The sequence below is a fragment of the Niallia sp. HCP3S3_B10 genome, from assembly GCF_052064465.1.
Taxonomy (GTDB): domain Bacteria; phylum Bacillota; class Bacilli; order Bacillales; family Cytobacillaceae; genus Niallia; species Niallia hominis.
Genome location: NZ_JBQHVO010000059.1, coordinates 1 through 21,829, shown reverse-complemented (window position 1 = coordinate 21,829; position 21,829 = coordinate 1). Strand labels below are relative to the sequence as shown.

The window sequence follows — 21,829 nt, the reverse complement described above, 5'->3', positions numbered from 1 at the left end:
ATATGGGGAAGGTAGTTACGTTAGGTGAAATCATGCTTCGTCTATCCACTGATTCTGGTATACGAATTGCCCAGGCAGATAATTTTCGTGCACATTATGGCGGGGGTGAAGCCAATGTCGCTATTTCACTAGCCAATTTTGGTCACGATGTCTACTTTGCTAGTAAAATTCCAGACAATGACTTAGGAGAAGGTGTAGTAAAGCATTTAAAGCGCTATAGAGTACATACTGATTATCTTTTAAAAGCAGGATCTCGGTTAGGTACTTATTATGTAGAAGCTGGAATTGGTGAAAGAGCGGCAAATGTCATTTATGACCGCACTGGGTCAAGCTTTGCCGAAATGACGGAAAGTGAATGGCAAAAGGAAGAGCTATTCAGCAATGTTGATATTTTTCATATCTCAGGAATTACCCCTGCATTATCCTTGAATTGGAAAAAAATAACAATCTCGCTTGTTAAAGCGGCAAAAGAGGCTGGCTGCAAAATCAGCTTTGATATAAACTATCGTGGGAAATTATGGTCTCAAAAAGAAGCAGGAGAAACGATGTCGGAAATTTTGCCACTTGTAGATTATTGTTCAGCAGGTAAGCTTGATGCAATCTACCTTTTGGGAATCTCTGAATACACTGGTGAAGAGAATGAATTAGCCTACTACTATCAAGAGATACAGAAGAAGTTTCCGAATATATCTATTTTATATTCTACGAAAAGAAACGTGCTTTCCGCTAGTAATAATGAATTAATAGGAACACTATGGATGAACAATAGCTACTATGAATCTCAAAAACATCTAATTAATCCGATTATTGATAGAGTAGGCGGAGGGGATGCTTTTGCGGGAGGCGTTCTTCATGGAATATTAGTCCAAAACACACCCCAGGAGATGATTAATTTTGCTACAGCTGCATCTGCTTTAAAACATACTGTTTATGGTGATTGCAATCAATTTAGCGAACAAGAAGTAACGAGCTTTTTATTAGCTGGATCTGGAAAAATAAATCGATAGAAGTATTTTAAAATGCAAAATGTGCACAACTTCCACGTGATGGCTAAGTATGAGGAGAATAAAGCATTTAATGATGAGTAGTAAACAAATTAAAAAATCTTGGTGAAGGTTCTCACCAGGATTTTTTATAATGGCAATATAATTGTATTTTTACATATTTCAATAATTATCCTCAAATGAAAACTGTTCCATTTGCTGATTTATAGTACCATAACTAACAGTGTCTATTGTATAAAATTTGTTTCTGCAATGGTGAAAAGATCTCGATTATTTCCACTCCTTTTATAGTATATGTTTTCCTCAATTTAAATGTAAATCCTTATAGAAATCTCTAAATCCTAACATATAGAGGGAAGGATATTCAAAATAAACTAATCATATTTGAATAAAAACGAGCTTTTTTACCCCTTTGGATAACACAGAGTATTTTCTCTATTTCTTTAAACTTAGTTATTTATGGTGATTATGATATGATATCTAGTGTAGAGGAATAGATATTGTTATTATTTATTGTTTTTTTCAAGGCGCAGTTATCGTCTAATCGAAGTGGCTACCACATCGAGAAAGACTTACATAGAGGTGATTTAATTGATTCATATTGGTTTAACTGGATGGGGAGACCATACAAGTCTTTATGGAAAAAATACTTCATCGCAGAATAAATTAGTGGAGTATGCTGGTTATTTTCCGACAGTGGAAGTAGATGCTTCTTTTTATGCCGTGCAACCAGTGCGCAACGCAGAATCTTGGGTACGGAAAACACCAGAATCCTTTCAATTTATAGTAAAGGCATATCAAGGAATGACAGGACATAACCGCGGGGACATTCCATTTTCTTCCCATGAAGAAATGTTTTTTGCGTTTATTGACTCCTTAGTTCCTTATATAAAAGCAGGAAAACTTGCTATGGTATTATTTCAATTTCCACCATGGTTTGATTGTACAAAGGAAAATGTCCAATACTTAAGAGCTTGTAAGAAGAAAATGGGTGATATACCATGCGCCCTTGAATTTCGACATCAATCATGGTTTGATGAAAAGTATCGGAAAAGTACGCTTCAGTTTATGAGAGAAGAGAATTGGATTCATAGTATTTGTGATGAGCCACAAGTAATGCCAGGGTCTGTTCCTACTGTGTTAAAGGCTGTTGGCGAGGAAAAGGTGCTAATTCGTCTTCACGGTAGAAATTACTATGGATGGCAACAAAATAACAATCCAAATTGGCGAGAGGTTCGCTATTTATATCGCTATAATACGATGGAATTAAAAGAATGGGTCGAAAATATTAGTCAGCTTGAAAAGGAATGTAAAAATGTTTATGTTCTTTTTAATAATAACTCTGGTGGAGATGCTGCTGACAACGGCAAAGAACTTATTGAATTACTAAATATAGAATATACGGATTTAGCTCCAAGACAATTAGATTTATTTTAAAATAGTGGAGCAAATCGAAGAAGGAGAAGACGAATCTCCTTGGATAAATAAATGCCTAATAAAAAGAGAAAAATTCAAAACAAGGAAGGCGAGAAGATGGAAGTCATCCATATATATCATACTAATGATTTACATAGCCATTTTGAAAATTGGCCAAGAATTTATGAATTGCTGCGTGAAAGAAAAAAATGGCATGAAGAGGCCGGCGAAGCTGTTTATTTATTTGATATAGGCGACCATTTGGATTTGTCTCATCCTTATACTGAAGCGACGAAAGGTAGAATTAATACAGAGCTATTAAATAAAGAGCGCTATGATGCAGTGACAATAGGGAACAATGAAGGGATTACCTTGCCATATGAGGCATTAGATCACTTATATGATGGTGCCTTATTCGATGTAATTGTTGCAAACCTTTATAAGAAGAACGGAGAACGACCAGCATGGGCTATCCCTCATCAAATATATACTACCGCAAAAGGAACAAAAATTGGTGTAGTTGGCATTACTGCATATTTTGAACAATTATATGAGCTTTTAGGATGGAAGTTGACAGAACCCATGCAAGAACTATCTAAGCAAATAGAAGAGCTTAGAGGACAGGTAGACATCATTATATTGTTATCCCATTTAGGAATAAATGATGATGAGATGATAGCAACAAATTTTCCAGAAATAGATGTTATTTTGGGTGCACATACACACCATATTTTTCATCAAGGAAAAATAATGAATAATAATCTCCAAGGTGCTGCCGGAAAGTATGGCTATTATGTAGGCCATATTGAAATAAAGATTGATGATTTAAAGAAAGTAATGGATAAAAAGGCAATATTATATGAAACAAGTAAATTGCCGATAGCGAACGAGGAAGAAGCCATCATTGAAAATTATTACTTGCAAGGGAAACAAGCTTTATCAGAAAAAGCAGTTACCATTGATGAGTACTATTCTCGTGAATTTCTTGCGAAAATGCTCTGTGAAAAATTAGTCTCATGGTGTCATTCTGATTGCGCCATCCTTAATGAAGGATTAATACTAAATGGCTTACAGCCAGGGGATGTTACTTTCTTTGATTTATTATCCATTTGTCCACATCCGATTAATCCATGTAATGTTACCTTAACAGGAGCTGAATTAAAGGAAATTTTGCTTGATATGAAAGCAGAAAAATGGGAGACGTTGCAGGTGAAAGGTCTCGGCTTTAGAGGGACTTTAATGGGGAAAATGATTTCAGCGGGAATTACAGAAGAAAAAAGTGGAGAAAGAGTTAGATATTTTATACAATCTAAAGAAATACTAGCAGATCAGTACTATGTCATTACAGTGCCAGATATGTTGACGTTTGGTAATTTCTTTCCATCTATTTATCGAGCTGCAAAGAAAGACTATTTTCTTCCTGAATTTATGCGTAATATACTTGCAGAAAGGTTGCGAAATAGGATAAAAGCATAAGGAGCTATTTTTTTGTGGAATTTTGAAATGCAAGAATTTAACTAACACAGATTCCTCCTCTTTTGAATATAATTACCATGAAGGTAAAGAGAGGAGTGAGCACAAAGTATTATGATTGATGTGTATCCTGTTGATATCAATGGACATACTTTTATTGCGGTCTCAGTACTATTGCCTAAAACTACCTTGCTTGCAGTGAAAAATGATAAGGGGTATATCATGTGTGGTGCGCTAGATATAGGATTGTTAAATGATAAGCTAAAGGACAGAAAGATAATTGCTGGAAGAGCAGTTGGAGTTAGAACGATTGAGCAATTACTAGAGGCGCCTTTGGAATCAGTTACAGTAGAAGCGGAGACTTATGGAATTCATAAAGGCATGATAGGCAAAGAAGCATTACTGAAAATGGTTTAATAATATAAGTGTACAGAAAGCTTAACGAATGGGGAATTTTATTTTCGTTAAGCTTTCTTTCTATAAGGAATAATTTTCTTTTTATTTTCAATAGGTCTAAAGAAACAAGAGGAATTGTACGATATAATAATTATATACAAAAATAATTAGGAGCCATTAAAGCATGAAATTAGTTGGGACGAAAAATATACAAGAAGGTGCTATCTTAGCAAAGCCCATTTTAAATGATCGTGGAAAGGTGTTAGTAAATAGTGGGGTGCGACTAGAGGATAGAATTATTAAAAGGCTGGTTGATTTTGGCGTCAGCTACGTATATTTGGAGGATAAGCATACCAAGGATATAGAAGTAAATGCTGCAATTTCAGAGCAGGTTAAGATGGAAGCGATGAAAACGATTGAGAAAAGTTTTCATGCAATTAAACAGACAGATTCTTCCAATATATCAATGGTGATGAAAAAAAACACTCCTATTTTTAAAAAGCTAGTTGGAAAAGTACTAGCAGAGTTAAAGAATCATGATGATCTTTATTCTATTATGTCAGATGTATATTTGTATGATAATTATATTTTTTCACATAGCTTAAATGTTACCATTTATACATTGGCATTAGGTTTAGAATTAAAACTTTCTCCTAAGCAGATGGAAATTATCGGATTAGGGGCTATTTTGCATGATATTGGTAAAATGAGCATTCCTTTAGAGATTCTAATGAAACCAGGAAAATTGACAGAAGAAGAATATGAAATAGTAAAGAGCCATGCAGAAGCAGGATTTGAAATCCTAAGAAATGTCCAGTCTCTACCGTTATTAGTTGCTCATTGTGCTTATCAGCATCATGAGCGTTTGAATGGATCTGGTTATCCTAGGGGGTTGATAGAAGAAGACATACACTTATTCGGAAAAATAATTGCTGTTGCGGATGTATTTGATGCAATAACATCAAATCGTGTTTATCATGATGCCCTATTACCACATGAAGCACTAGAAATTTTATATACTGGCTCGAGTCAACTGTATGACGCGAAAATTGTCGAAGCTTTTAGAAGGGCAATTGTTCTTTATCCAAATGGATTAAGTGTAAAGCTAAGTAATGGAGAAAAAGGAATTGTCTGCAAACAAAATAAAGGAATGAATGAAAGACCGATTATTCGAATAATTGAACATGATGGTAAAGAAATCACTCCTTACGATTTAGATTTAAAAGAAGATTTTTCTATTCTCATAACGGAATGTGATACGATTCATCATCCATTATAGAATGCACCAATAATGGCGATAAGAATGAGCAAATTCATCTTATCGCCAGCGAACTTAATGAAATTTTTATTTTTTATTTCGTGCTCTTATCTGTTCTTGTCTTTCCCATAATCGTAAGTGAGCATACGGATCAAAAGACCATTCTGTATATCCATTATCTTTATAGATTCCATAATGCAGATGTGGCGGGAATTTTCCTGACGTTCCTGGTGGTCCATATCCTGAACTCCCAACCCCTCCGATGAGCATACCTGGTTCGACTATCATACCTGCTTTTATATCTTTAGAAAATCCACTTAAATGGGCAAAATAATGATAGTTATTGTTAATATCTCTTATGCCAATTCGCCATCCACCAAAATTATTCCAACCTTTCATTTCGACAATTCCATAGGAAGTCGCTTTCACAGGGACACCATAGTCTGCAAAAATGTCGGTTCCTTCATGGATGCGTTTTCCTCCCCAGCCGCGTGCATCCCCCCAAGTACTAATATAGCTATGATTACTTCTTAACGGAAGAGGGAAGGCGTGATCATCCAAATTTAATCTTCCAAAATGTTTATATATTGCAGCTTTTCCCATTATGATACTTACTGTTTTATCTCTTTTATAGTAATTCCATAGACCGATTCTAAAGTTTTCCTCATCCACTCCGTATTGGCTTATATAATTAGAGAATGCGGAGAGGATATCTTCATCATTAAATCGATCTGCCTTTCCATCTCCATTACCATCTGCTCCCAGTCCTCCAAATAAAGGAATGGTTAAAGGATTGGTATCATCGGAATTTGGATTGATAATGCCTGCCCATTTTTCTTTTGTAAAATAAATCCCAGTAAGACCTTCTGCTTTTGGGATATCTGTTCTTGCGGAGCGAATATTTCTCTCATATTGATCGACAGCCGCTATATAATACCAAGGTATTTGATACAATGCTTCGACTTTGTTATACAGTTCCATTCGTTTCGTGTAAGGATCATTCGTTTTTTCAGTCGCGTATGTGACAGTGTTAGGTAGTAAAAACATAAGTATAATGATTAAAAACATGAACCTGTGCAAAAGATAATCCCTCCCTTCATATTCTGTCGTTATATTTTGTGAAGTAATAGGAAAAAAATAATTATCAATTAATGGTAATCTTTTTAATCAATAACTTGTAGAGGTATTTGCATTATGTTAAAGTGACAAATGAAGTGGAGAATTCCTTCTATTGTGTGTAACATTACAAATTTTTCTGATTGGATATTGTTATACAATACTGTTTTTAGGTAAATGATGAAAATTATTTTACTAGGAGATGAATATGGTGTCAGAGAAAAAACAAGAATATTTACGCAAGCCTGAATGGTTGAAAATTAAGTTGAATACGAATGAAAATTATACAGGTTTGAAAAAAATGATGAAGGAAAAACAACTACATACAGTTTGTGAGGAAGCAAAATGTCCAAATATTCATGAATGTTGGGCTGTAAGAAGAACAGCGACATTTATGATTCTAGGAGATACTTGCACAAGAGCTTGTCGTTTTTGTGCAGTAAAAACAGGCTTACCGACAGAACTAGATTGGCAAGAGCCTGAAAGAGTTGCTGATTCTGTTTTTGCGATGAATTTAAAGCATGTCGTCATTACTGCTGTTGCAAGAGATGATTTAAAAGACGGCGGTGCAGCTGTTTTTGCAGAAACGGTTCGCGCCATTCGCAGAAAAAATCCATTCACCAGCATTGAAGTACTACCTTCCGATATGGGAGGCGTAGAAGAAAACCTACGTATGTTAATGGATGCTAAACCTGATATCTTGAACCATAATATTGAAACAGTAGAAAGATTAACCCCTAGAGTACGTGCAAGAGCAAAATACCATCGTTCCCTTGAATTTTTACGCAGAGCAAAGGAAATGCAGCCTACTATACCGACTAAATCTAGTATTATGATCGGTTTAGGAGAAACAAAAGAAGAAATTGTTGCAACGATGGATGATCTCAGAGAAAATAACGTTGATATTATGACAATAGGGCAGTATTTACAACCAACTTCCAAGCATTTAAAAGTGCAAAAATATTATCATCCAGATGAATTTAAAGAATTGAAAGAAATTGCATTAAGTAAAGGCTTTAGCCATTGTGAAGCAGGACCATTAGTTCGTTCTTCCTATCATGCAGATGAGCAAGTGAATGAAGCGAAAAAGAATCAACAAATGACTGAACATGCAAAAGAAGCTTAAAAAGATCCCTTCTGGGGGTCTTTTTTTGTTGTCTAAGTGGAAAAAATTTTTGAGTTTTTCATGGATCCTAAGTGTTCCCCTATATGTTTAATGGAATTATATTACATAAATCACGATTCGCCAAAATGATTAAAACATAAAAAATAAAAAATTCTGTTTTTTAATAGGAAGAAATTATTGCTTTTGCTATGTAAATATCCTTCCTAAGGTTATAATGAAAGTGGGTAATATTATGATTAGACTATATATATGAAATCCATATAGGTTTTGAGGTGATACGATTGGTTTGTATTAATAACAATTGTTATGAACTGATTGAAGAAAGAAAATCAGGTTTTAATGAAGAAGCATTTAAAAATAGATTTAGTGATATATTATCAAAATACGACTATATTGTCGGAGATTGGGGCTATGGACAATTAAGACTACGTGGTTTCTTTGATGACAATAATCAAAAATCAAGCTTTGACACAAAAATAAGTACATTAACAGAGTATTTGTATGAATATTGTAATTTTGGCTGTGCATATTTTGTAGTGAAAAAAACGAAATAGTATTCAGCGATCCTTCCGATTATGCTTGAAGAAGGAGCTTCCATTCTGAAAAAAATGAGAAATGGGTCTGTTTTGAAGCGGTGTTTAAATAGGATATAGCTTTTATTTTGTAACTTGGCATAAGCTACTTGAATTTTTTAAATAAATCTATATCTATAAGCCGTTTCTTACAAGTAAGGTAAACCTTTAATGTTTTTCTACTCTACATTTAAAAAATTCCTAAGTGCTGCTTTTTGCAAGTAATTGCTTGAATTGCAAGCACAAAAAGTAAAGGAAAAGTCCATCGCAAGAGATGTAAAATGCTTATTTGTAACAGGAAAAGTTGGCTTTTGAGAGGAATGGAGCTATGAAATATCAAGAAAATATATATTCAAGGTTATTCAATTGGGGGAAATTATTGTTACCAGCAAAATGTATAAAGTATTTTCCACCCTCATTTGTTTTACGAGACCCTATTATTCATCAAGTAGAGAAAGCAATGAAGAATGGATATGAGGTGACCGTTGTTGTAATTGATATAATAAATTTACATAGAATCAAGCAACAATTAGAAGTGCGGGATTTTTTAGAGTATATTCGGTTTCTAAAAAAGTCTTTTCGTGCAACGATTCAATCATTGGATGTTTCAAATGAATTTATGGCTATTCATGATTTCAGCCCAAATAGCCTGACAATGTTTATTAAATGGAAGCAAGGAACGGAATGCCTCCCACTCCTGGATGATCTAATAAAAAGTATTATACATAATGTTGAAAGAGTTTTTCGAGAAACAGGGAGGGTTCAACCTGTATTTAATTCTGGGTATATGTTTATCGAGAAAAAATATACTTATCTTCAGGATGCCATTCAAACGGCTTATGAATTAGCGCTTGCAATGGCACATAAAAGATCTGATACAGAATTCAATAAATTAGTCCATGAATTAAGCGATATTGTCGCCCATAAGCGTATTTGTTTATTAGCCCAGCCAATTATGGATGTAGAAACAAATAAAATTCATGCCTGTGAAATGCTGACAAGAGGACCAAAAGGAACGGCATTAGAAAATCCTCTTCAGTTGTTCTCCTTAGCAAGGCAAACAAAATTCTTGTATGATCTTGAAATGATTGTACTGGAAAAAGCTTTTGAACAAATTCAGCATACAAAATGGAAGCACAATATCTTTATTAACTTTACACCTGTTACAATAGGCAATCCAAGATTTATTAAAGATATTAAAAATGTTATCCGTCGATTTAAAGGGATTTCCCCCCAAAAAATAACGATTGAGATTACGGAGAGAGATTCATTTGAAGGTTTAGAGCATTTTTCTAATAATCTGAAAGTGTTAAGAATGATTGGTTTTTTAATCGCGGTAGATGATACAGGAGCAGGCTATGCAAGCCTTCATTCTATAAGTGAAATTATGCCAGATATTATAAAAATTGACCGGTCTGTTATCCAGAATATTGATAAAAATTCAGTGAAAGAATCAATGCTAAAAGGGCTGCTTCTCATCGCTAAAGAAGTAGGTTCAGTTGTTGTTGCAGAAGGCATCGAAAGTGCAGAAGAAGCCTCTGTTTTATCAAAGAATAAAGTTGATTTAGCTCAAGGATATTTCTATGCCAAGCCAACTAGCTTAAGTGATCACTTACAAATCTCATAAGGCACGGAAGGAGAAGTCGCAATTATGTATTTTGTGGACCGAGAAAAAATAGATGAACAATTACGCTATTATCAGGAACTTATCCGTCAATTTGAAAATCAGGATACTTGGAATACTTTTTTGGAAAAAGTGGCATTGGAAAGAATTACACATTTGATGATTGAAGTAATTTTGGATGTGGGAAATAGTATGATTGACGGTTTTATTATGAGAGACCCTGGAAGCTATGATGACATTGTAGATATATTAACAGATGAAAGAGTAATTACTACAGGAATAGCAGAAGACATGAAAGAGCTTATTCTGTGGAGAAAACAGCTTGTACATCATTATACAGATATCGATCATCAGAAATTGGCTTCTGCATTTGCACAAAATATGAATTCGATAAAATCACTTATCCCGTCTGTGAAGGATTACTTAATTCATGAACTCGGTCCTGTGTCTGCATTTAAAAATTAATGTATATGAAAATGTATCATTAGAAAGGATTTTGGATAAATGAAAGCTTATAAAGGATATTTAATCGATTTAGATGGCACGATGTATCGTGGTACAGAAGTGATTACAGAAGCTGCTGAATTTGTCAAACGATTAATTGCCGCAAGAATTCCTTATTTATATGTCACAAACAATTCAACAAAAACTCCAGAACAGGTAGCACAGAAGCTACGGGAATTCGATATACCTGCAAAAGCAAGTGAGGTATTTACCTCTGCAATGGCATCAGCAAATTATATCGCGGAAAGAGCTTCAGAAGCCAGCGTATTTATGATTGGTGAAGTAGGGCTTCAACAAGCTTTAATTGAAAAAGGCTTAAAGCTTGTTGAGACTTCTGAAAATGTCGATTATGTAGTTGCTGGACTTGACCAGAAGATTACCTATGAAAAACTGACGATAGCTTGTCTGGCTGTACGCAATGGAGCAAAATTTGTGTGCACAAATGGTGACACTGCTTTGCCAACTGAACGGGGATTATTGCCAGGTAATGGTGCTGTTACATCTGTAATTACAGTGAGTACACAACAACAGCCAATCGTGATAGGAAAGCCAGAATCCATTATAATTGACCAAGCAATCAAATTACTGAACATGCCTAAAGAAGATGTTTTGATGGTAGGAGATAATTATCAAACAGATATAATGGCAGGAATGAATGCAAATATGGATACACTTTTAGTCCATACAGGTGTAACTACCAAAGAACAATTGGGTGACTACTCCATCCAGCCAACTTATACGGTAGATAGCTTAATGGATTGGGATGTAAAAAAATAATTAAGTTAAAAAGAGGACGCTTCGCAAACAAAGTATACTTATTGTTTACTTGTTTCGAAATGTCCTTATTCAGCTGTTTTAGACTTATTCTTCCCCTTTTGCACGGTGAGCTAGTCTGCTGGAAGCTGCTGCTGCAATGGCACCTACAATGTCATCTAAGAAAGTATGACACTCTCCAGTGCTCTTATCATTAAGCCTTTGTAATATACCTGGCTTTAATTTATCGACATATCCATAATTCGTAAATCCGATCGAGCCATACACATTAACAATAGAAAATGCAAGTACCTCATCCACTCCATAAAGTCCTTCATCTGTTTCTACAATTTCTTGAAGTGGAGATTCTAATAGCTTTTTTTCTGCTAACACATCTAATTGTATCCCTGTAATTATAGCGTTTTGCACCTCGCGTTTTGACAGGACACGTTCCACATTATGAATACAGTCATCCATTTTTAAATCATTATGATATTTCTCTTGTAATATATATACAAGCTTCGCAATATCCTCTATGTTAACTCCACGTTCATGTAACCACTTTCTTGCTGTTTTTTCTGTTAGGTCTTTTAATGACATGAACTTCACCTTTTCTTTTGTTTATTCACTATGTAGTCACAGTGTTTATTATTATATGCATGAAAGTCGATAAATGTTCCTATACTCCCTTATTGTTTCCTTAAAGTGTGATATTCATTAATTTAATCGACTTAACAAGTTTTTACATACAACATCATATACTCCTAAAAGAGAGGATAGGAGGGGGAAGCATGATTCGTAATATTTTATCTGCAAAATATGGGATTGAAGTAGAAGAAGAAACGAGAATTGGGCATTATGAAGCCTGTATTAATGAAGGAAAGTTATTTACACTCGTTCCAGTTGGAAGGGTAGAGGAAGATGAGCTGGCAGAAAGAGACCAAATAGCGGCACATATATACCAAACTGGAGACCATCATGTTAGCATGATTTTAGAGTCAAAAGAAGGAGAGAAATATACAGAAATAGATGAACAGCATTATTGTGTGATAATGAATAATCGGTTGCGGCCTTTTCGTTCGCGTCAGTTGGGAAGAAAGCTCGGAAAGTTTCATTTTAGAGGAAGAACAGTGCAATTTGGTGTGCAAAAAATAAGCAGGATGGGCCAATGGAAGAGCATGTGGGAACAAAGAATGGATCAGATGGAAGGTTTTTGGAACGGTATGTTATATAAAGAACCGGAAAGTGAATTCGATAAGTTATTTCGAGAATCTTTTCCATATTATATGGGAATTGCTGAGAATGCAATCCAGTATCTTGTCGATACAGAGCTAGATGATGATCCTAATGCAGTGGATAGTGGAACGATTTGCTATAATCGTTTTACAAAGGATACGTGGGCAGGGGAGTATTATATTAAAAATCCATTTGATTGGGTTTTTGATCATTGTGGAAGAGATCTTGCGGAATGGACAAGAGACCGTTATTTTAGAAATATTAAAACATATCATAGAGAAGTAAAAACATTTTATGAGGAATATCAAAGTGTTATGCCGCTAAGCTCTTTTGCATGGAGACTAATTTATGCAAGATTGTTATTTCCCATTCATTATGTAGAATGTGTGGAAAATTACTATTCTGCTACACATGAAGCAGATCGATTGTTTCTAGAAGAAAGGCTAAAGAAAATGCTCAATCAATCAAGAGACTTAGAAATATTTCTCAAGGAATTTTATCAAAACACAGAAGTTCCTGTAAAAACAATGAAGATACCGATTGTTACTTGGTTATAAACAGACAATGTGATAATAAGACCTTGTTAACGTGGCTGTACACCACATTTAATGGGGTCTTTTTTTACTATCGAGAAAACAGTAGCTATGTGCAAACGTTGCCTGAATAGGAAGAGCAAACGTTACAGAGGAATACATCGAAAATGTAATCTTCTGCTGAAATCTAAAAATACACAAGATTTATAATTTTCCTTTTAGTATTACATAAAATTCCTTTATAATAGATTAAATAAGTAAACGAGCGGTTGTTTCCTTTTTAGGGAGAAAATTTAGTTAATCATTCTTATAAAAAAAAATAAATTTTCAAAAGAATGTTAAACACCCCTTGTAAAAAAAGGAATCAAACACTATAATGTCTACTATACAAAGACAGTTGTTCTCGTAAAAAGAACATCAACGGGAGGAAGCAGATGGAGACAATCTCAATTGGACTACTCGGATTAGGAACTGTTGGATCGGGCGTTGTGAAAATTATCGAAAATCATCAGGATAAAATTATGCATCAGGTTGGCTGTCCGGTGAAAGTAAAAAAAATTCTAGTCAAAAATATCAATAAGGAGAGAGATGTAGAGGTAAAAGACATCCTCCTAACAGTGGAAGCAAATGATATTTTGGATGATCCTGAAATAGATGTGGTAATTGAAGTAATGGGTGGGATAGAAGATACAAGGAACATCTTGCTCAAGGCACTAAAAAATAAAAAGCAAGTAGTCACAGCAAATAAAGATTTAATGGCTGTACATGGAGCAGCGCTTTTGCAGGCAGCTTCCCAGAATAATTGTGACTTATTTTATGAAGCCAGTGTTGCTGGGGGAATTCCTATACTAAGGGGATTAGTTGATGGATTAGCTTCTGATCGAATCATCAAAATGATGGGAATCGTGAACGGTACAACTAATTTTATTCTAACGAAAATGAGTCAACAGCAAAGACCATATAGTGATGTCTTATTAGAAGCACAAAAATTAGGTTTCGCAGAAAGTGATCCAACCTCAGATGTAGAAGGATTGGACGCTGCTAGAAAAATGACGATTTTAGCTACACTAGGCTTTTCCATGAATATAGGATTAGAAGATGTGAAGGTAGAAGGAATTACCAATGTAACAGATGAAGATATTCAGTATGGAAAGCAGCTGGGATACACAATGAAGCTCATTGGTATCGCTCAAAGGCAGGAAGAAAAAGTCGAGGTAAGTGTACAGCCGACCTTTATCGTAGACAGTCACCCATTAGCATCTGTTAATAATGAATATAACGCTGTATATGTTTATGGAGAAGCTGTAGGAGAAACGATGTTTTATGGTCCAGGTGCTGGAAGCTTACCTACTGCAACAGCAGTTGTGTCGGATTTAGTTAATGTCTTAAAAAATATGAGATTGGGTGTAAACGGAAAGGGAGCAATTGCTCCACAATTTAAAAAGAAGTTAAAAGATCCAGATGAAAGATTTTCAAAGTATTTCTTGCGTCTGCAAGTAGAGGATGAGGTTGGTGTATTTGCAGAAATTACCTCCATCTTCTCTCAACATGGAGTCAGTTTTGAGAAGATTCTCCAATTACCAGTGAAGGAAAAAGGGCTGGCGGAAATCGTCCTAGTTACACATCATGCTTCTTTATTAAACTATGAAAATATATTATTAGAATTAAGGGATTTAAGATCTGTCCGAACAGTCAAAAGTTCATACCGAGTTGAGGGAGGTACAAAGTAATGAGATGGAAAGGCCTTTTAGAAGAATATAAAGAATATTTGCCAATAAATGAATCAACACCGATGTTAACATTAAATGAAGGAAATACGCCATTAATTAAGCTAGATAAGTTGTCGGAAGAGTGGGGCGTAGAGCTTTATGTTAAAACAGAAGGAACGAATCCTACTGGGTCTTTTAAAGACAGAGGAATGGTAATGGCTGTTGCAAAGGCTAAAGAAGAAGGTAACTCAACAGTAATCTGTGCTTCTACTGGTAATACATCGGCAGCAGCTGCAGCATATGCTACTCGTGCAGGAATGCGTTGTATCGTAGTTATTCCTGAAGGGAAAATCGCGATGGGTAAACTTGCGCAAGCGGTAATGTATGGTGCAGAAATTATCGCTATTGAAGGGAATTTTGACCAAGCCTTACAAATGGTTCGAAAAATTAGTGAAACAGAGCCGGTTGCACTAGTGAATTCTGTTAATCCATATCGTTTAGAAGGTCAAAAAACGGCAGCCTTTGAAGTGTGTGATCAATTGGGAGGAGCTCCAGACATATTGGCAATCCCAGTTGGAAACGCAGGGAATATTAGTGCATATTGGAAAGGATTTAAAGAATATCATCAAGTAAAGCAAACAGGGCTTCCGAAAATTCATGGCTTCGAGGCAGCAGGAGCGGCCGCGATTGTTCATAACCGTGTTTTTGAAAATCCAGAAACAATTGCTACCGCGATTCGCATTGGTAATCCGGCAAGCTGGAAGTTAGCTGTTCAAGCACAGCAAGAATCAAAGGGGATTATTGATGAAGTAACAGATGAAGAAATAGTAGCTGCTTATCGTACAATAGCAGCTAAAGAAGGTGTGTTTGCTGAGCCAGGTTCCTGTGCATCCATTGCTGGTGTGTATAAGCATATTCAAAGTGGAAAAATTCCAAAAGGAAGTAAAATTGTCGCTATTCTTACAGGAAATGGCTTAAAGGATCCAAATACAGCTATTGATGTTAGTCCAATAAAACCAGTAGTTCTACCAAATGATGAGAAGGCTGTTGCGAACCATATCAAAGGAGTCGTTCATATATGAACGAAGGCGAAATGCTATTTATTAAAGTGCCAGCAAGTACGGCTAACTTAGGCCCAGGCTTTGATAGTATTGGCTTAGCGTTAAATTTATATCTAACATTAGAAGTAGTCCGAAGTGATTGTTGGGAGGTTATTCCGTTAACGGATGAACTAAAGGAATTTCCTCAAGATGAAAGAAATTTCATTGTTAAAACAGCTATCGAGGTTGCAGAATCATTTCAAACTATTCTTTCACCCTGCGAGATTAAAGTTGCTAGTAATATCCCTCTAGCAAGGGGCTTAGGATCGAGCGCATCGGCCATTGTAGCGGGAATTGAACTTGCGGATCAAGTTGGAGACTTACGCTTGACGAAACAAGAAAAGTTTGAAATTGCATCTAAAATGGAAGGACATCCAGATAATGTAGGAGCAAGCCTTTTTGGTGGTTTAGTAATAGGGTGTCAATTAGGGGAAGAAGTAGATGCAGAAACGATCCACTCCATCGATTTGGAAGTGTTGGCGGTTATTCCAGAGGAAGAACTGTTAACAAAATCTTCACGGGGCGTATTGCCGAGTACTCTATCTTTCGGCGAAGCTGTTTCTGCAGGTGCAATATCTAATTTACTAGTTGCAGCCCTGTTGTCAGGTAATCTAGAGCTTGCAGGGAAGATGATGAAGAAGGACAAGTACCATCAGCCTTATAGAAAAGAACTTGTTCCACATTTGCAAATATTGGAGGAGCAAGCCTATGAGCTTGGTGCTTATGGTGTTGCTCTAAGCGGTGCAGGGCCGACTGTGCTATGCTTTGTAAGACCTGGAGAAATGAATGCTTTAATTGAGGGTTTAACCCCGTTATTACCTGAAATGTGCTTTCTGCCATTGGAAATAGACAAGGAAGGCAGTCTTTGTACCGGGGCTATTGTAACAGATGCTTAATAAAATAATGTAAGCAAAAGAAAAGAGGATGCAGCTTACTGCATCCTCTTGCTACTTCTCCATATTGTAAAGATTAAAATACTTGCTCTACTTCATAAATTCCTGGAACTTCTTCTAATAAAGCACGTTCAATACCAGCCTTTAAAGTAATGGTAGAGCTTGGGCAGCTTCCGCATGCGCCAAGTAAGCGCAGTTTAACAATGCCGTCCTCTACATCAACTAATTCACAGTCTCCGCCATCTCTTAAAAGGAATGGACGTAATTTATCGAGTACTTCTTGTACTTGTTCTTTCATTTCTAATTCTTGCATACATATCGACTCCTTTCCTATTATTTATTATAATCACATTAGGATGAAAAATCTATAATCAAGAAACATGAATTGATAAACAAAAAATGGATTTATTTAAAACAATACGATAACAGTAAAAGAAGAAATAGACAGTTAGGGAGGGAATCTTTTGAAAAAAGAGATTGAAGTAAGTATTTATGGGGCAGATCAAATTTGTGCGAGCTGTGTTAATCTGCCATCTTCAAAAGACACGTATGAGTGGCTTCAAGCAGCATTGAGCAGAAAGTTTCCAGAACAAACCTTTCAAATTAATTATTATGATATATTTCAAGCAAATTATGAAGAAGAAAAAAATGAATTTTGTCGGAAGATAATAGAGGAAGACTTATTTTATCCAGTCGTCGTCGTCGAGGGAGAAATAGTTGGAGAAGGAAATCCTAAGTTAAAGATAATTTATGCAGAATTTGAGAAATATGGATATACGAGCATATAGACGAAAGGGAAGGAGAGTCGTTTTTGAAATGTGATAATGAATAGAGTGTATCAATCAAAAACAGCTCTCCTTTATAATCGGCTATTTTGCTTTTTTTATTTTATCCTTCCAAAGGACACCACGCTTTATTAAACGTGGAATTCTTCCAGTTAGTGCGGTTTTGGCGATAAGTCCAAAGCCGTCTTTTTTTCCTAAAGAGCCTAGTACACCTTTTAGCTTGATAGGAGGCATATGATACGGAAGCAATTTACCTTGCCATTTAGAAATGAGAACAAAGGCAATTTGCTCTGCCTGTCCTCGAGCAAGCTGTGCACTAGGAGGATGATTTAAACTAGCACAATCTCCTACAACAAATACATGTTCATTACTTGGAAGGTGATGATATTTGGAGAGAAAAATTCTTCCTTTCTTATCCTTTTCTACGTCTAACGCACGTACAATTTTATTTGGCTGGATTCCTGCAGTCCATACGATACAGTCAAAAGGCATGGGGCTTCCGTGATTATAAACAATATTCTCTTCGATGCGAGTAATTTCACTGTTTTTATAAACGCTAACTTTTTTTGTCTCAAACCATCGTTCAACATAATTTCTTACCTTTTTTGGATAGGCGGATAAAATGGCATTTCCTCGATCAAATAATGCTATTTGTAGCTTTTTGCTTTCTGCTAGCTCGGCAGCTAATTCAACACCACTTAGCCCACCGCCGATAATTGCCACTTTTCCATTATCGGGCAAGCCTTGAAGATGTTTATGTGTATGTTTAGACTTGCTAATTGTTTGAATACTATGTGTGTATTTATCTGCTCCCTCCACTTGATGATAATCGTCTTCACAGCCAAGCCCAATAATTAGATCATTATATGCAATTGGATTTCCATCAGATAACCATACCTTATTTTTTTCCAAATCAATTTTTTCAACTTCTGCTTGTATAATACTGACTTGAGGGTGTTTAGGAAAAGGAATTTGTAGGCTTTGATCTTGAACAGTTCCAGCAGCAATAGCGTAATATTCCGTTTTAAGAAAATGAAAAGGAACTTTATCTATTAATATGACCATTAGATTATATGGTAAATGGGGTATTATGGAGGATAAAAGTTGCATTCCACCATACCCACCGCCTAATATTACTAATTTTTTCATTCTTTCCCCCCTTAACCATTATCGGTATCTATTGTATGAAATAGTTCATTAAAGTCGGAGCTGTCTCCTTATATAGTATATTAAAGGGTTAGGACGGTTTATTCATATTTACAGAAGGAAAATGACTTTTCCCTTTGCAGTTCATCATGTTTGCAGCACTATATTTCAAAAATTTTTTTCTTATTGGATAATTGGACATTCTTTGCTTTAGCTACACGAAAACCTAGTATAATTGTAAGAAAGAGGTGAGCTAAATGTTTAAACCACTAATTGAATTCTGCCTCAGCAACCTTGCATCTGGGGCAATGGAAGCAAAGGAAATTCTTGAGCAGGATGATTCTTTAGATGTAATTGATTATGGCTGCTTAGGTTACTGTGGACATTGCGGGGAGTCATGCTTTGCTTTGGTAGATGGAGAAATAATAAAAGGGGAAGATTCACAAGATCTTGTGAAAAAGGTATATCAGTATTTAGCGGAGCACCCATTTGCATAAAAAATCTATCAGTGAGTGAGTGGTAACAGATTCCACTGATAGATATGATTTCATATGAAGGTTTTTTGGCTGTCACGCATTTCCTGCCAGCTCTCTTTAGCTAGCTTCACAATTTGTGTTTCAACGGTCCTATTCTGCTGTTCGATTACTTTCGAATAAAACTTAGTAGCTTTCTCTAAATTATTTGTACGCTTTGAAAGATCTGCTATTAAATAAATAGTCCTTAGTTCAGATACTTTGGTACCTTGGTAATCACCAATGGAATAGGAAGTTTCATATTCTGATAATGCAAGGTTAATAAAACGGATTTCCTGTTCTGTATTATTTAGCATGCGATAATGCCATGCAATGCGGAGATATAGACCAGCGACGGTAATATGTTTTTCCTTTCGTACAGAAGCACAATAAGCAGCTAATTTATATGTTTTAATACTATCCTCTATACTCCGTTCCTTATCAAATGAATGTGGAATCCAGTGGGAACTAACTTTTTCAATAAGTGCCATCTTGCTTTCTTGTGCAAAATAACGACTGGAGTCATCACTGTAAGAGAAACCACAAGCTGGGCACACATTTATGTAATAAAGGAGTGGATTATGCTCATCATAGATAGGAAAGAAATCTGAATCCATTTTATTCAATTTAACAAATCTTGTACGCAATTTCTTTGTAGTAAACTTAGTTTGGCAAAGTAAACAAGTGCATTGTTTGTCAAATAATGGTTTGATCTTATTCAAGCGTCTCCCTCCTTTATTGATAGGTATAATTTCATGTTGTATATATCCTAATTATACATCTGTTTAAGTATTTTTTCCTATATAAATATTATAAATAGGTACATAGTCCCTGTTTGTGTGTGAAGGAAAGCAAATAAAGGAGAAAAGATATTATTACCAATCTTTTACTCCGTTTCATTCTGTTGAGTAGTTTTAAATGGAGGTATATAATAGAAAATAATAAAAGGACGAAAGGAGAATGTACAGTGACAGAAGAAATCGTACACATTACAGAAGCCGCTGCTCTTCAAATAAAAGAAATGATGAAGGAAAATGAGGAAGAAAATTCTTATTTAAGAGTAGCAGTAAAAGGTGGAGGCTGCAGTGGATTATCTTATGGAATGGGCTTCTCACCGGAAAAAGAAGAAAATGACCAATTGTTTGAGCAATTTGGTATTCGTGTATTAGTAGATCAAAATGATGGTCCAATCTTAAAGGGTACAAAAATCGATTACAAGCAATCCCTGATGGGTGGAGGCTTCACCATCGACAATCCTAATGCGATTGCCTCATGTGGTTGTGGGTCATCTTTCCGTACAGCGAAAGTGGCTGGGACACCTGAGGAATGCTAATATAAAATAAAAAAACATCACTATATCAGGATTGAAACCCTCAGTTAGAGGGATCATGAATGATTAGTGGTGTTTTTTTAATTTCTAGATAGATAAATAAAAGACTGAGTGTAATCACATTCCTTTTCAGAAAGGGAACGATTATCATCAGTCTTTAAATAATTCTTCTTTTTACTTAAATAATGAAGTACTATGAAGCGGCTGTACTCGTGCCTTTGGATCCATATATGTTTTCGCATTATTGACAGCTGTAGGTGCTTCGCCAAATCCAGTAGCGATCAATTTAACTTTTCCATCATATGTGCAGATGTCACCAGCTGCATAAATCCCTGGAATATTTGTTTCCATTTTGCTGTTAACAACAATAGAGTTCTTTTGAATGTCAAAGCCCCATTCTTTAATTGGACCTAAAGAAGAAACAAATCCGTAGTTTACGATGACTGCATCTACATCAATAATTTCTTTTTCTTGTGTTGTTACATTCTCAAGAATAACTTGTTTAATCTCCTCATCTCCAACTAATTCAGACGGAATATAAGGTGTTTTAATGTTAACTTTTGAGTTTTTAAGATTTTCTACACTATGCTCATGTGCACGGAATTTATCACGTCTATGTGCTAAATAAACTGTATCAGCAATAGGCTCTAGCATTAATGCCCAATCTACAGCAGAATCTCCACCGCCAAATACCATTACTTTTTTACCTGCAAATTGATTTAAGTCATTGATGAAGTAATAAAGGTTTTTTCCTTCAAAATCTTTCGCTTGCTCCAATTCTAATTTACGAGGCTGAAATGCTCCATTTCCAGCAGTTATAATAATGGTTTTGGAATAATGGACTTCCTTATCTGTAGTGATTTTGAATACACCATCCCCTTGCTTTTCAACCGTTTGAACAGCTTGTTCCAACACAATGGACTGCTCAAATTTTTTCATTTGCTCTTCTAAATTATCTACTAACTCTTGGGCGCGAATTTTTGGGAAGCCCGCAATATCGTATATATATTTTTCAGGATAGAGCGCTGTCAGCTGGCCGCCAAGTGTAGGGAGACTTTCGATAATCTTAACGGTTGCTTGTCTCATCCCTCCATAGAAAGCAGTGAACATTCCAACTGGCCCACCACCAATAACTGTTATATCATAAATGGTTTGATTTTCTTCCAATTTTCTAAAACCCTCCTACAAAAAGATTCAATCTACAAGCTATCATATCATAATGATTATGATTTCTCACTTTTTTAAACTTAGTTGTTTGAGTCAAGTATTTGTGGGAGAAATTTTTTATCGTCGGAATTTCTCTCTTTTTCAGTGTGTTTGCTATCTCTATTGTTAACGCTTTC

General features: G+C 35.5%; 23 protein-coding genes. 17 read left to right on the top strand and 6 right to left on the bottom strand.

Going from position 1 to position 21,829, the window contains the following annotated elements; genetic code table 11:
• Window positions 1-2 precede the first annotated feature (2 nt).
• The 5 genes from ACTNDN_RS19810 to ACTNDN_RS19790 all read left to right on the top strand — a co-directional run bounded on the left by ACTNDN_RS19810 (window position 3) and on the right by ACTNDN_RS19790 (window position 5,568).
• Window positions 3-1,007, top strand: coding sequence for a sugar kinase (locus ACTNDN_RS19810; RefSeq protein ID WP_349205079.1), 1,005 nt, complete (start codon window positions 3-5; stop codon window positions 1,005-1,007).
• Window positions 1,008-1,595: 588 nt separating this feature from the next.
• On the top strand, window positions 1,596-2,441 hold the full coding sequence (locus ACTNDN_RS19805) for a DUF72 domain-containing protein (protein ID WP_349205078.1): 846 nt from the start codon (window positions 1,596-1,598) through the stop codon (window positions 2,439-2,441).
• Window positions 2,442-2,492: 51 nt separating this feature from the next.
• A complete protein-coding gene (locus ACTNDN_RS19800) occupies window positions 2,493-3,896 on the top strand; it encodes a bifunctional metallophosphatase/5'-nucleotidase (RefSeq protein ID WP_441131925.1) in 1,404 nt (467 codons plus the stop codon).
• A gap of 111 nt (window positions 3,897-4,007) precedes the next feature.
• Window positions 4,008-4,310 (top strand): YunC family protein, encoded by a 303-nt coding sequence (locus ACTNDN_RS19795; RefSeq protein ID WP_251628063.1) that lies wholly within the window; start codon window positions 4,008-4,010, stop codon window positions 4,308-4,310.
• Between the two features lie 163 nt (window positions 4,311-4,473).
• The gene (locus ACTNDN_RS19790; RefSeq protein ID WP_349205076.1) at window positions 4,474-5,568 is read left to right on the top strand and encodes an HD-GYP domain-containing protein; all 1,095 of its coding nucleotides are present in this window, start codon (window positions 4,474-4,476) and stop codon (window positions 5,566-5,568) included.
• Window positions 5,569-5,634: 66 nt separating this feature from the next.
• Here ACTNDN_RS19790 and ACTNDN_RS19785 read toward each other — a convergent pair whose 3' ends face one another.
• On the bottom strand, window positions 5,635-6,615 hold the full coding sequence (locus ACTNDN_RS19785; RefSeq protein WP_435406675.1) for a M23 family metallopeptidase: 981 nt from the start codon (window positions 6,613-6,615) through the stop codon (window positions 5,635-5,637).
• Window positions 6,616-6,874: 259 nt separating this feature from the next.
• Between ACTNDN_RS19785 and lipA the strand changes: the two genes are divergently transcribed.
• From lipA to ACTNDN_RS19760, 5 genes are all read left to right on the top strand, one after another.
• Window positions 6,875-7,789, top strand: a complete 915-nt coding sequence (gene lipA / locus ACTNDN_RS19780; protein ID WP_349205075.1) for a lipoyl synthase — start codon at window positions 6,875-6,877, stop codon at window positions 7,787-7,789.
• A 281-nt stretch (window positions 7,790-8,070) separates the two neighbouring features.
• Complete coding sequence (locus ACTNDN_RS19775) at window positions 8,071-8,343, top strand: YutD family protein (protein ID WP_031536307.1); 273 nt, start codon at window positions 8,071-8,073, stop codon at window positions 8,341-8,343.
• Window positions 8,344-8,689: 346 nt separating this feature from the next.
• Entirely contained in the window at window positions 8,690-9,988 is a 1,299-nt protein-coding gene (locus ACTNDN_RS19770; protein ID WP_349205074.1) for an EAL domain-containing protein, read from the top strand.
• Between the two features lie 24 nt (window positions 9,989-10,012).
• The gene (locus tag ACTNDN_RS19765; protein ID WP_031536304.1) at window positions 10,013-10,450 is read left to right on the top strand and encodes a DUF86 domain-containing protein; all 438 of its coding nucleotides are present in this window, start codon (window positions 10,013-10,015) and stop codon (window positions 10,448-10,450) included.
• A 39-nt stretch (window positions 10,451-10,489) separates the two neighbouring features.
• Window positions 10,490-11,266, top strand: coding sequence for a TIGR01457 family HAD-type hydrolase (locus ACTNDN_RS19760; RefSeq protein ID WP_031536303.1), 777 nt, complete (start codon window positions 10,490-10,492; stop codon window positions 11,264-11,266).
• An 84-nt stretch (window positions 11,267-11,350) separates the two neighbouring features.
• Here ACTNDN_RS19760 and ACTNDN_RS19755 read toward each other — a convergent pair whose 3' ends face one another.
• Window positions 11,351-11,842 carry a phosphatidylglycerophosphatase A family protein gene (locus ACTNDN_RS19755; protein WP_031536302.1) on the bottom strand — a complete coding sequence of 164 codons (492 nt, stop codon included), beginning with the start codon at window positions 11,840-11,842 and terminating at the stop codon, window positions 11,351-11,353.
• Between the two features lie 191 nt (window positions 11,843-12,033).
• Between ACTNDN_RS19755 and yutH the strand changes: the two genes are divergently transcribed.
• From yutH to thrB, 4 genes are all read left to right on the top strand, one after another.
• Window positions 12,034-13,035 (top strand): spore coat putative kinase YutH, encoded by a 1,002-nt coding sequence (gene yutH / locus ACTNDN_RS19750; protein WP_251628056.1) that lies wholly within the window; start codon window positions 12,034-12,036, stop codon window positions 13,033-13,035.
• Between the two features lie 410 nt (window positions 13,036-13,445).
• Window positions 13,446-14,741, top strand: coding sequence for a homoserine dehydrogenase (locus tag ACTNDN_RS19745; RefSeq protein WP_048718488.1), 1,296 nt, complete (start codon window positions 13,446-13,448; stop codon window positions 14,739-14,741).
• A complete protein-coding gene (gene thrC / locus ACTNDN_RS19740) occupies window positions 14,741-15,802 on the top strand; it encodes a threonine synthase (RefSeq protein ID WP_048718486.1) in 1,062 nt (353 codons plus the stop codon). Before ACTNDN_RS19745 ends, thrC begins: the two co-directional genes overlap by 1 nt.
• The gene (gene thrB, locus ACTNDN_RS19735; RefSeq protein ID WP_048718484.1) at window positions 15,799-16,716 is read left to right on the top strand and encodes a homoserine kinase; all 918 of its coding nucleotides are present in this window, start codon (window positions 15,799-15,801) and stop codon (window positions 16,714-16,716) included. Before thrC ends, thrB begins: the two co-directional genes overlap by 4 nt.
• A 73-nt stretch (window positions 16,717-16,789) precedes the next feature.
• On the opposite strand, the gene ACTNDN_RS19730 is transcribed toward thrB, so the two are convergent.
• Entirely contained in the window at window positions 16,790-17,026 is a 237-nt protein-coding gene (locus ACTNDN_RS19730; RefSeq protein ID WP_048718482.1) for a NifU family protein, read from the bottom strand.
• Between the two features lie 151 nt (window positions 17,027-17,177).
• On the opposite strand from ACTNDN_RS19730, the gene ACTNDN_RS19725 reads away from it, so the two are divergent.
• Window positions 17,178-17,501: a DUF1462 family protein gene (locus ACTNDN_RS19725; RefSeq protein WP_048718480.1), complete on the top strand. Its 324-nt coding sequence runs from the start codon at window positions 17,178-17,180 to the stop codon at window positions 17,499-17,501.
• 81 nt (window positions 17,502-17,582) lie between these two features.
• On the opposite strand, the gene ACTNDN_RS19720 is transcribed toward ACTNDN_RS19725, so the two are convergent.
• The gene (locus ACTNDN_RS19720) at window positions 17,583-18,647 is read right to left on the bottom strand and encodes an NAD(P)/FAD-dependent oxidoreductase (RefSeq protein WP_031536913.1); all 1,065 of its coding nucleotides are present in this window, start codon (window positions 18,645-18,647) and stop codon (window positions 17,583-17,585) included.
• Window positions 18,648-18,901: 254 nt separating this feature from the next.
• Between ACTNDN_RS19720 and ACTNDN_RS19715 the strand changes: the two genes are divergently transcribed.
• Window positions 18,902-19,141 carry a DUF1450 domain-containing protein gene (locus tag ACTNDN_RS19715; protein WP_031536914.1) on the top strand — a complete coding sequence of 80 codons (240 nt, stop codon included), beginning with the start codon at window positions 18,902-18,904 and terminating at the stop codon, window positions 19,139-19,141.
• Window positions 19,142-19,191: 50 nt separating this feature from the next.
• Here the strand turns inward: ACTNDN_RS19715 and ACTNDN_RS19710 are convergent, their stop codons facing one another.
• Window positions 19,192-19,878 carry a DUF2225 domain-containing protein gene (locus tag ACTNDN_RS19710; protein ID WP_031536915.1) on the bottom strand — a complete coding sequence of 229 codons (687 nt, stop codon included), beginning with the start codon at window positions 19,876-19,878 and terminating at the stop codon, window positions 19,192-19,194.
• Window positions 19,879-20,123: 245 nt separating this feature from the next.
• On the opposite strand from ACTNDN_RS19710, the gene ACTNDN_RS19705 reads away from it, so the two are divergent.
• Window positions 20,124-20,489 (top strand): HesB/IscA family protein, encoded by a 366-nt coding sequence (locus tag ACTNDN_RS19705; RefSeq protein ID WP_031536916.1) that lies wholly within the window; start codon window positions 20,124-20,126, stop codon window positions 20,487-20,489.
• A gap of 171 nt (window positions 20,490-20,660) precedes the next feature.
• Here the strand turns inward: ACTNDN_RS19705 and ACTNDN_RS19700 are convergent, their stop codons facing one another.
• On the bottom strand, window positions 20,661-21,653 hold the full coding sequence (locus ACTNDN_RS19700) for an NAD(P)/FAD-dependent oxidoreductase (protein ID WP_031536917.1): 993 nt from the start codon (window positions 21,651-21,653) through the stop codon (window positions 20,661-20,663).
• Window positions 21,654-21,829 lie beyond the last annotated feature (176 nt).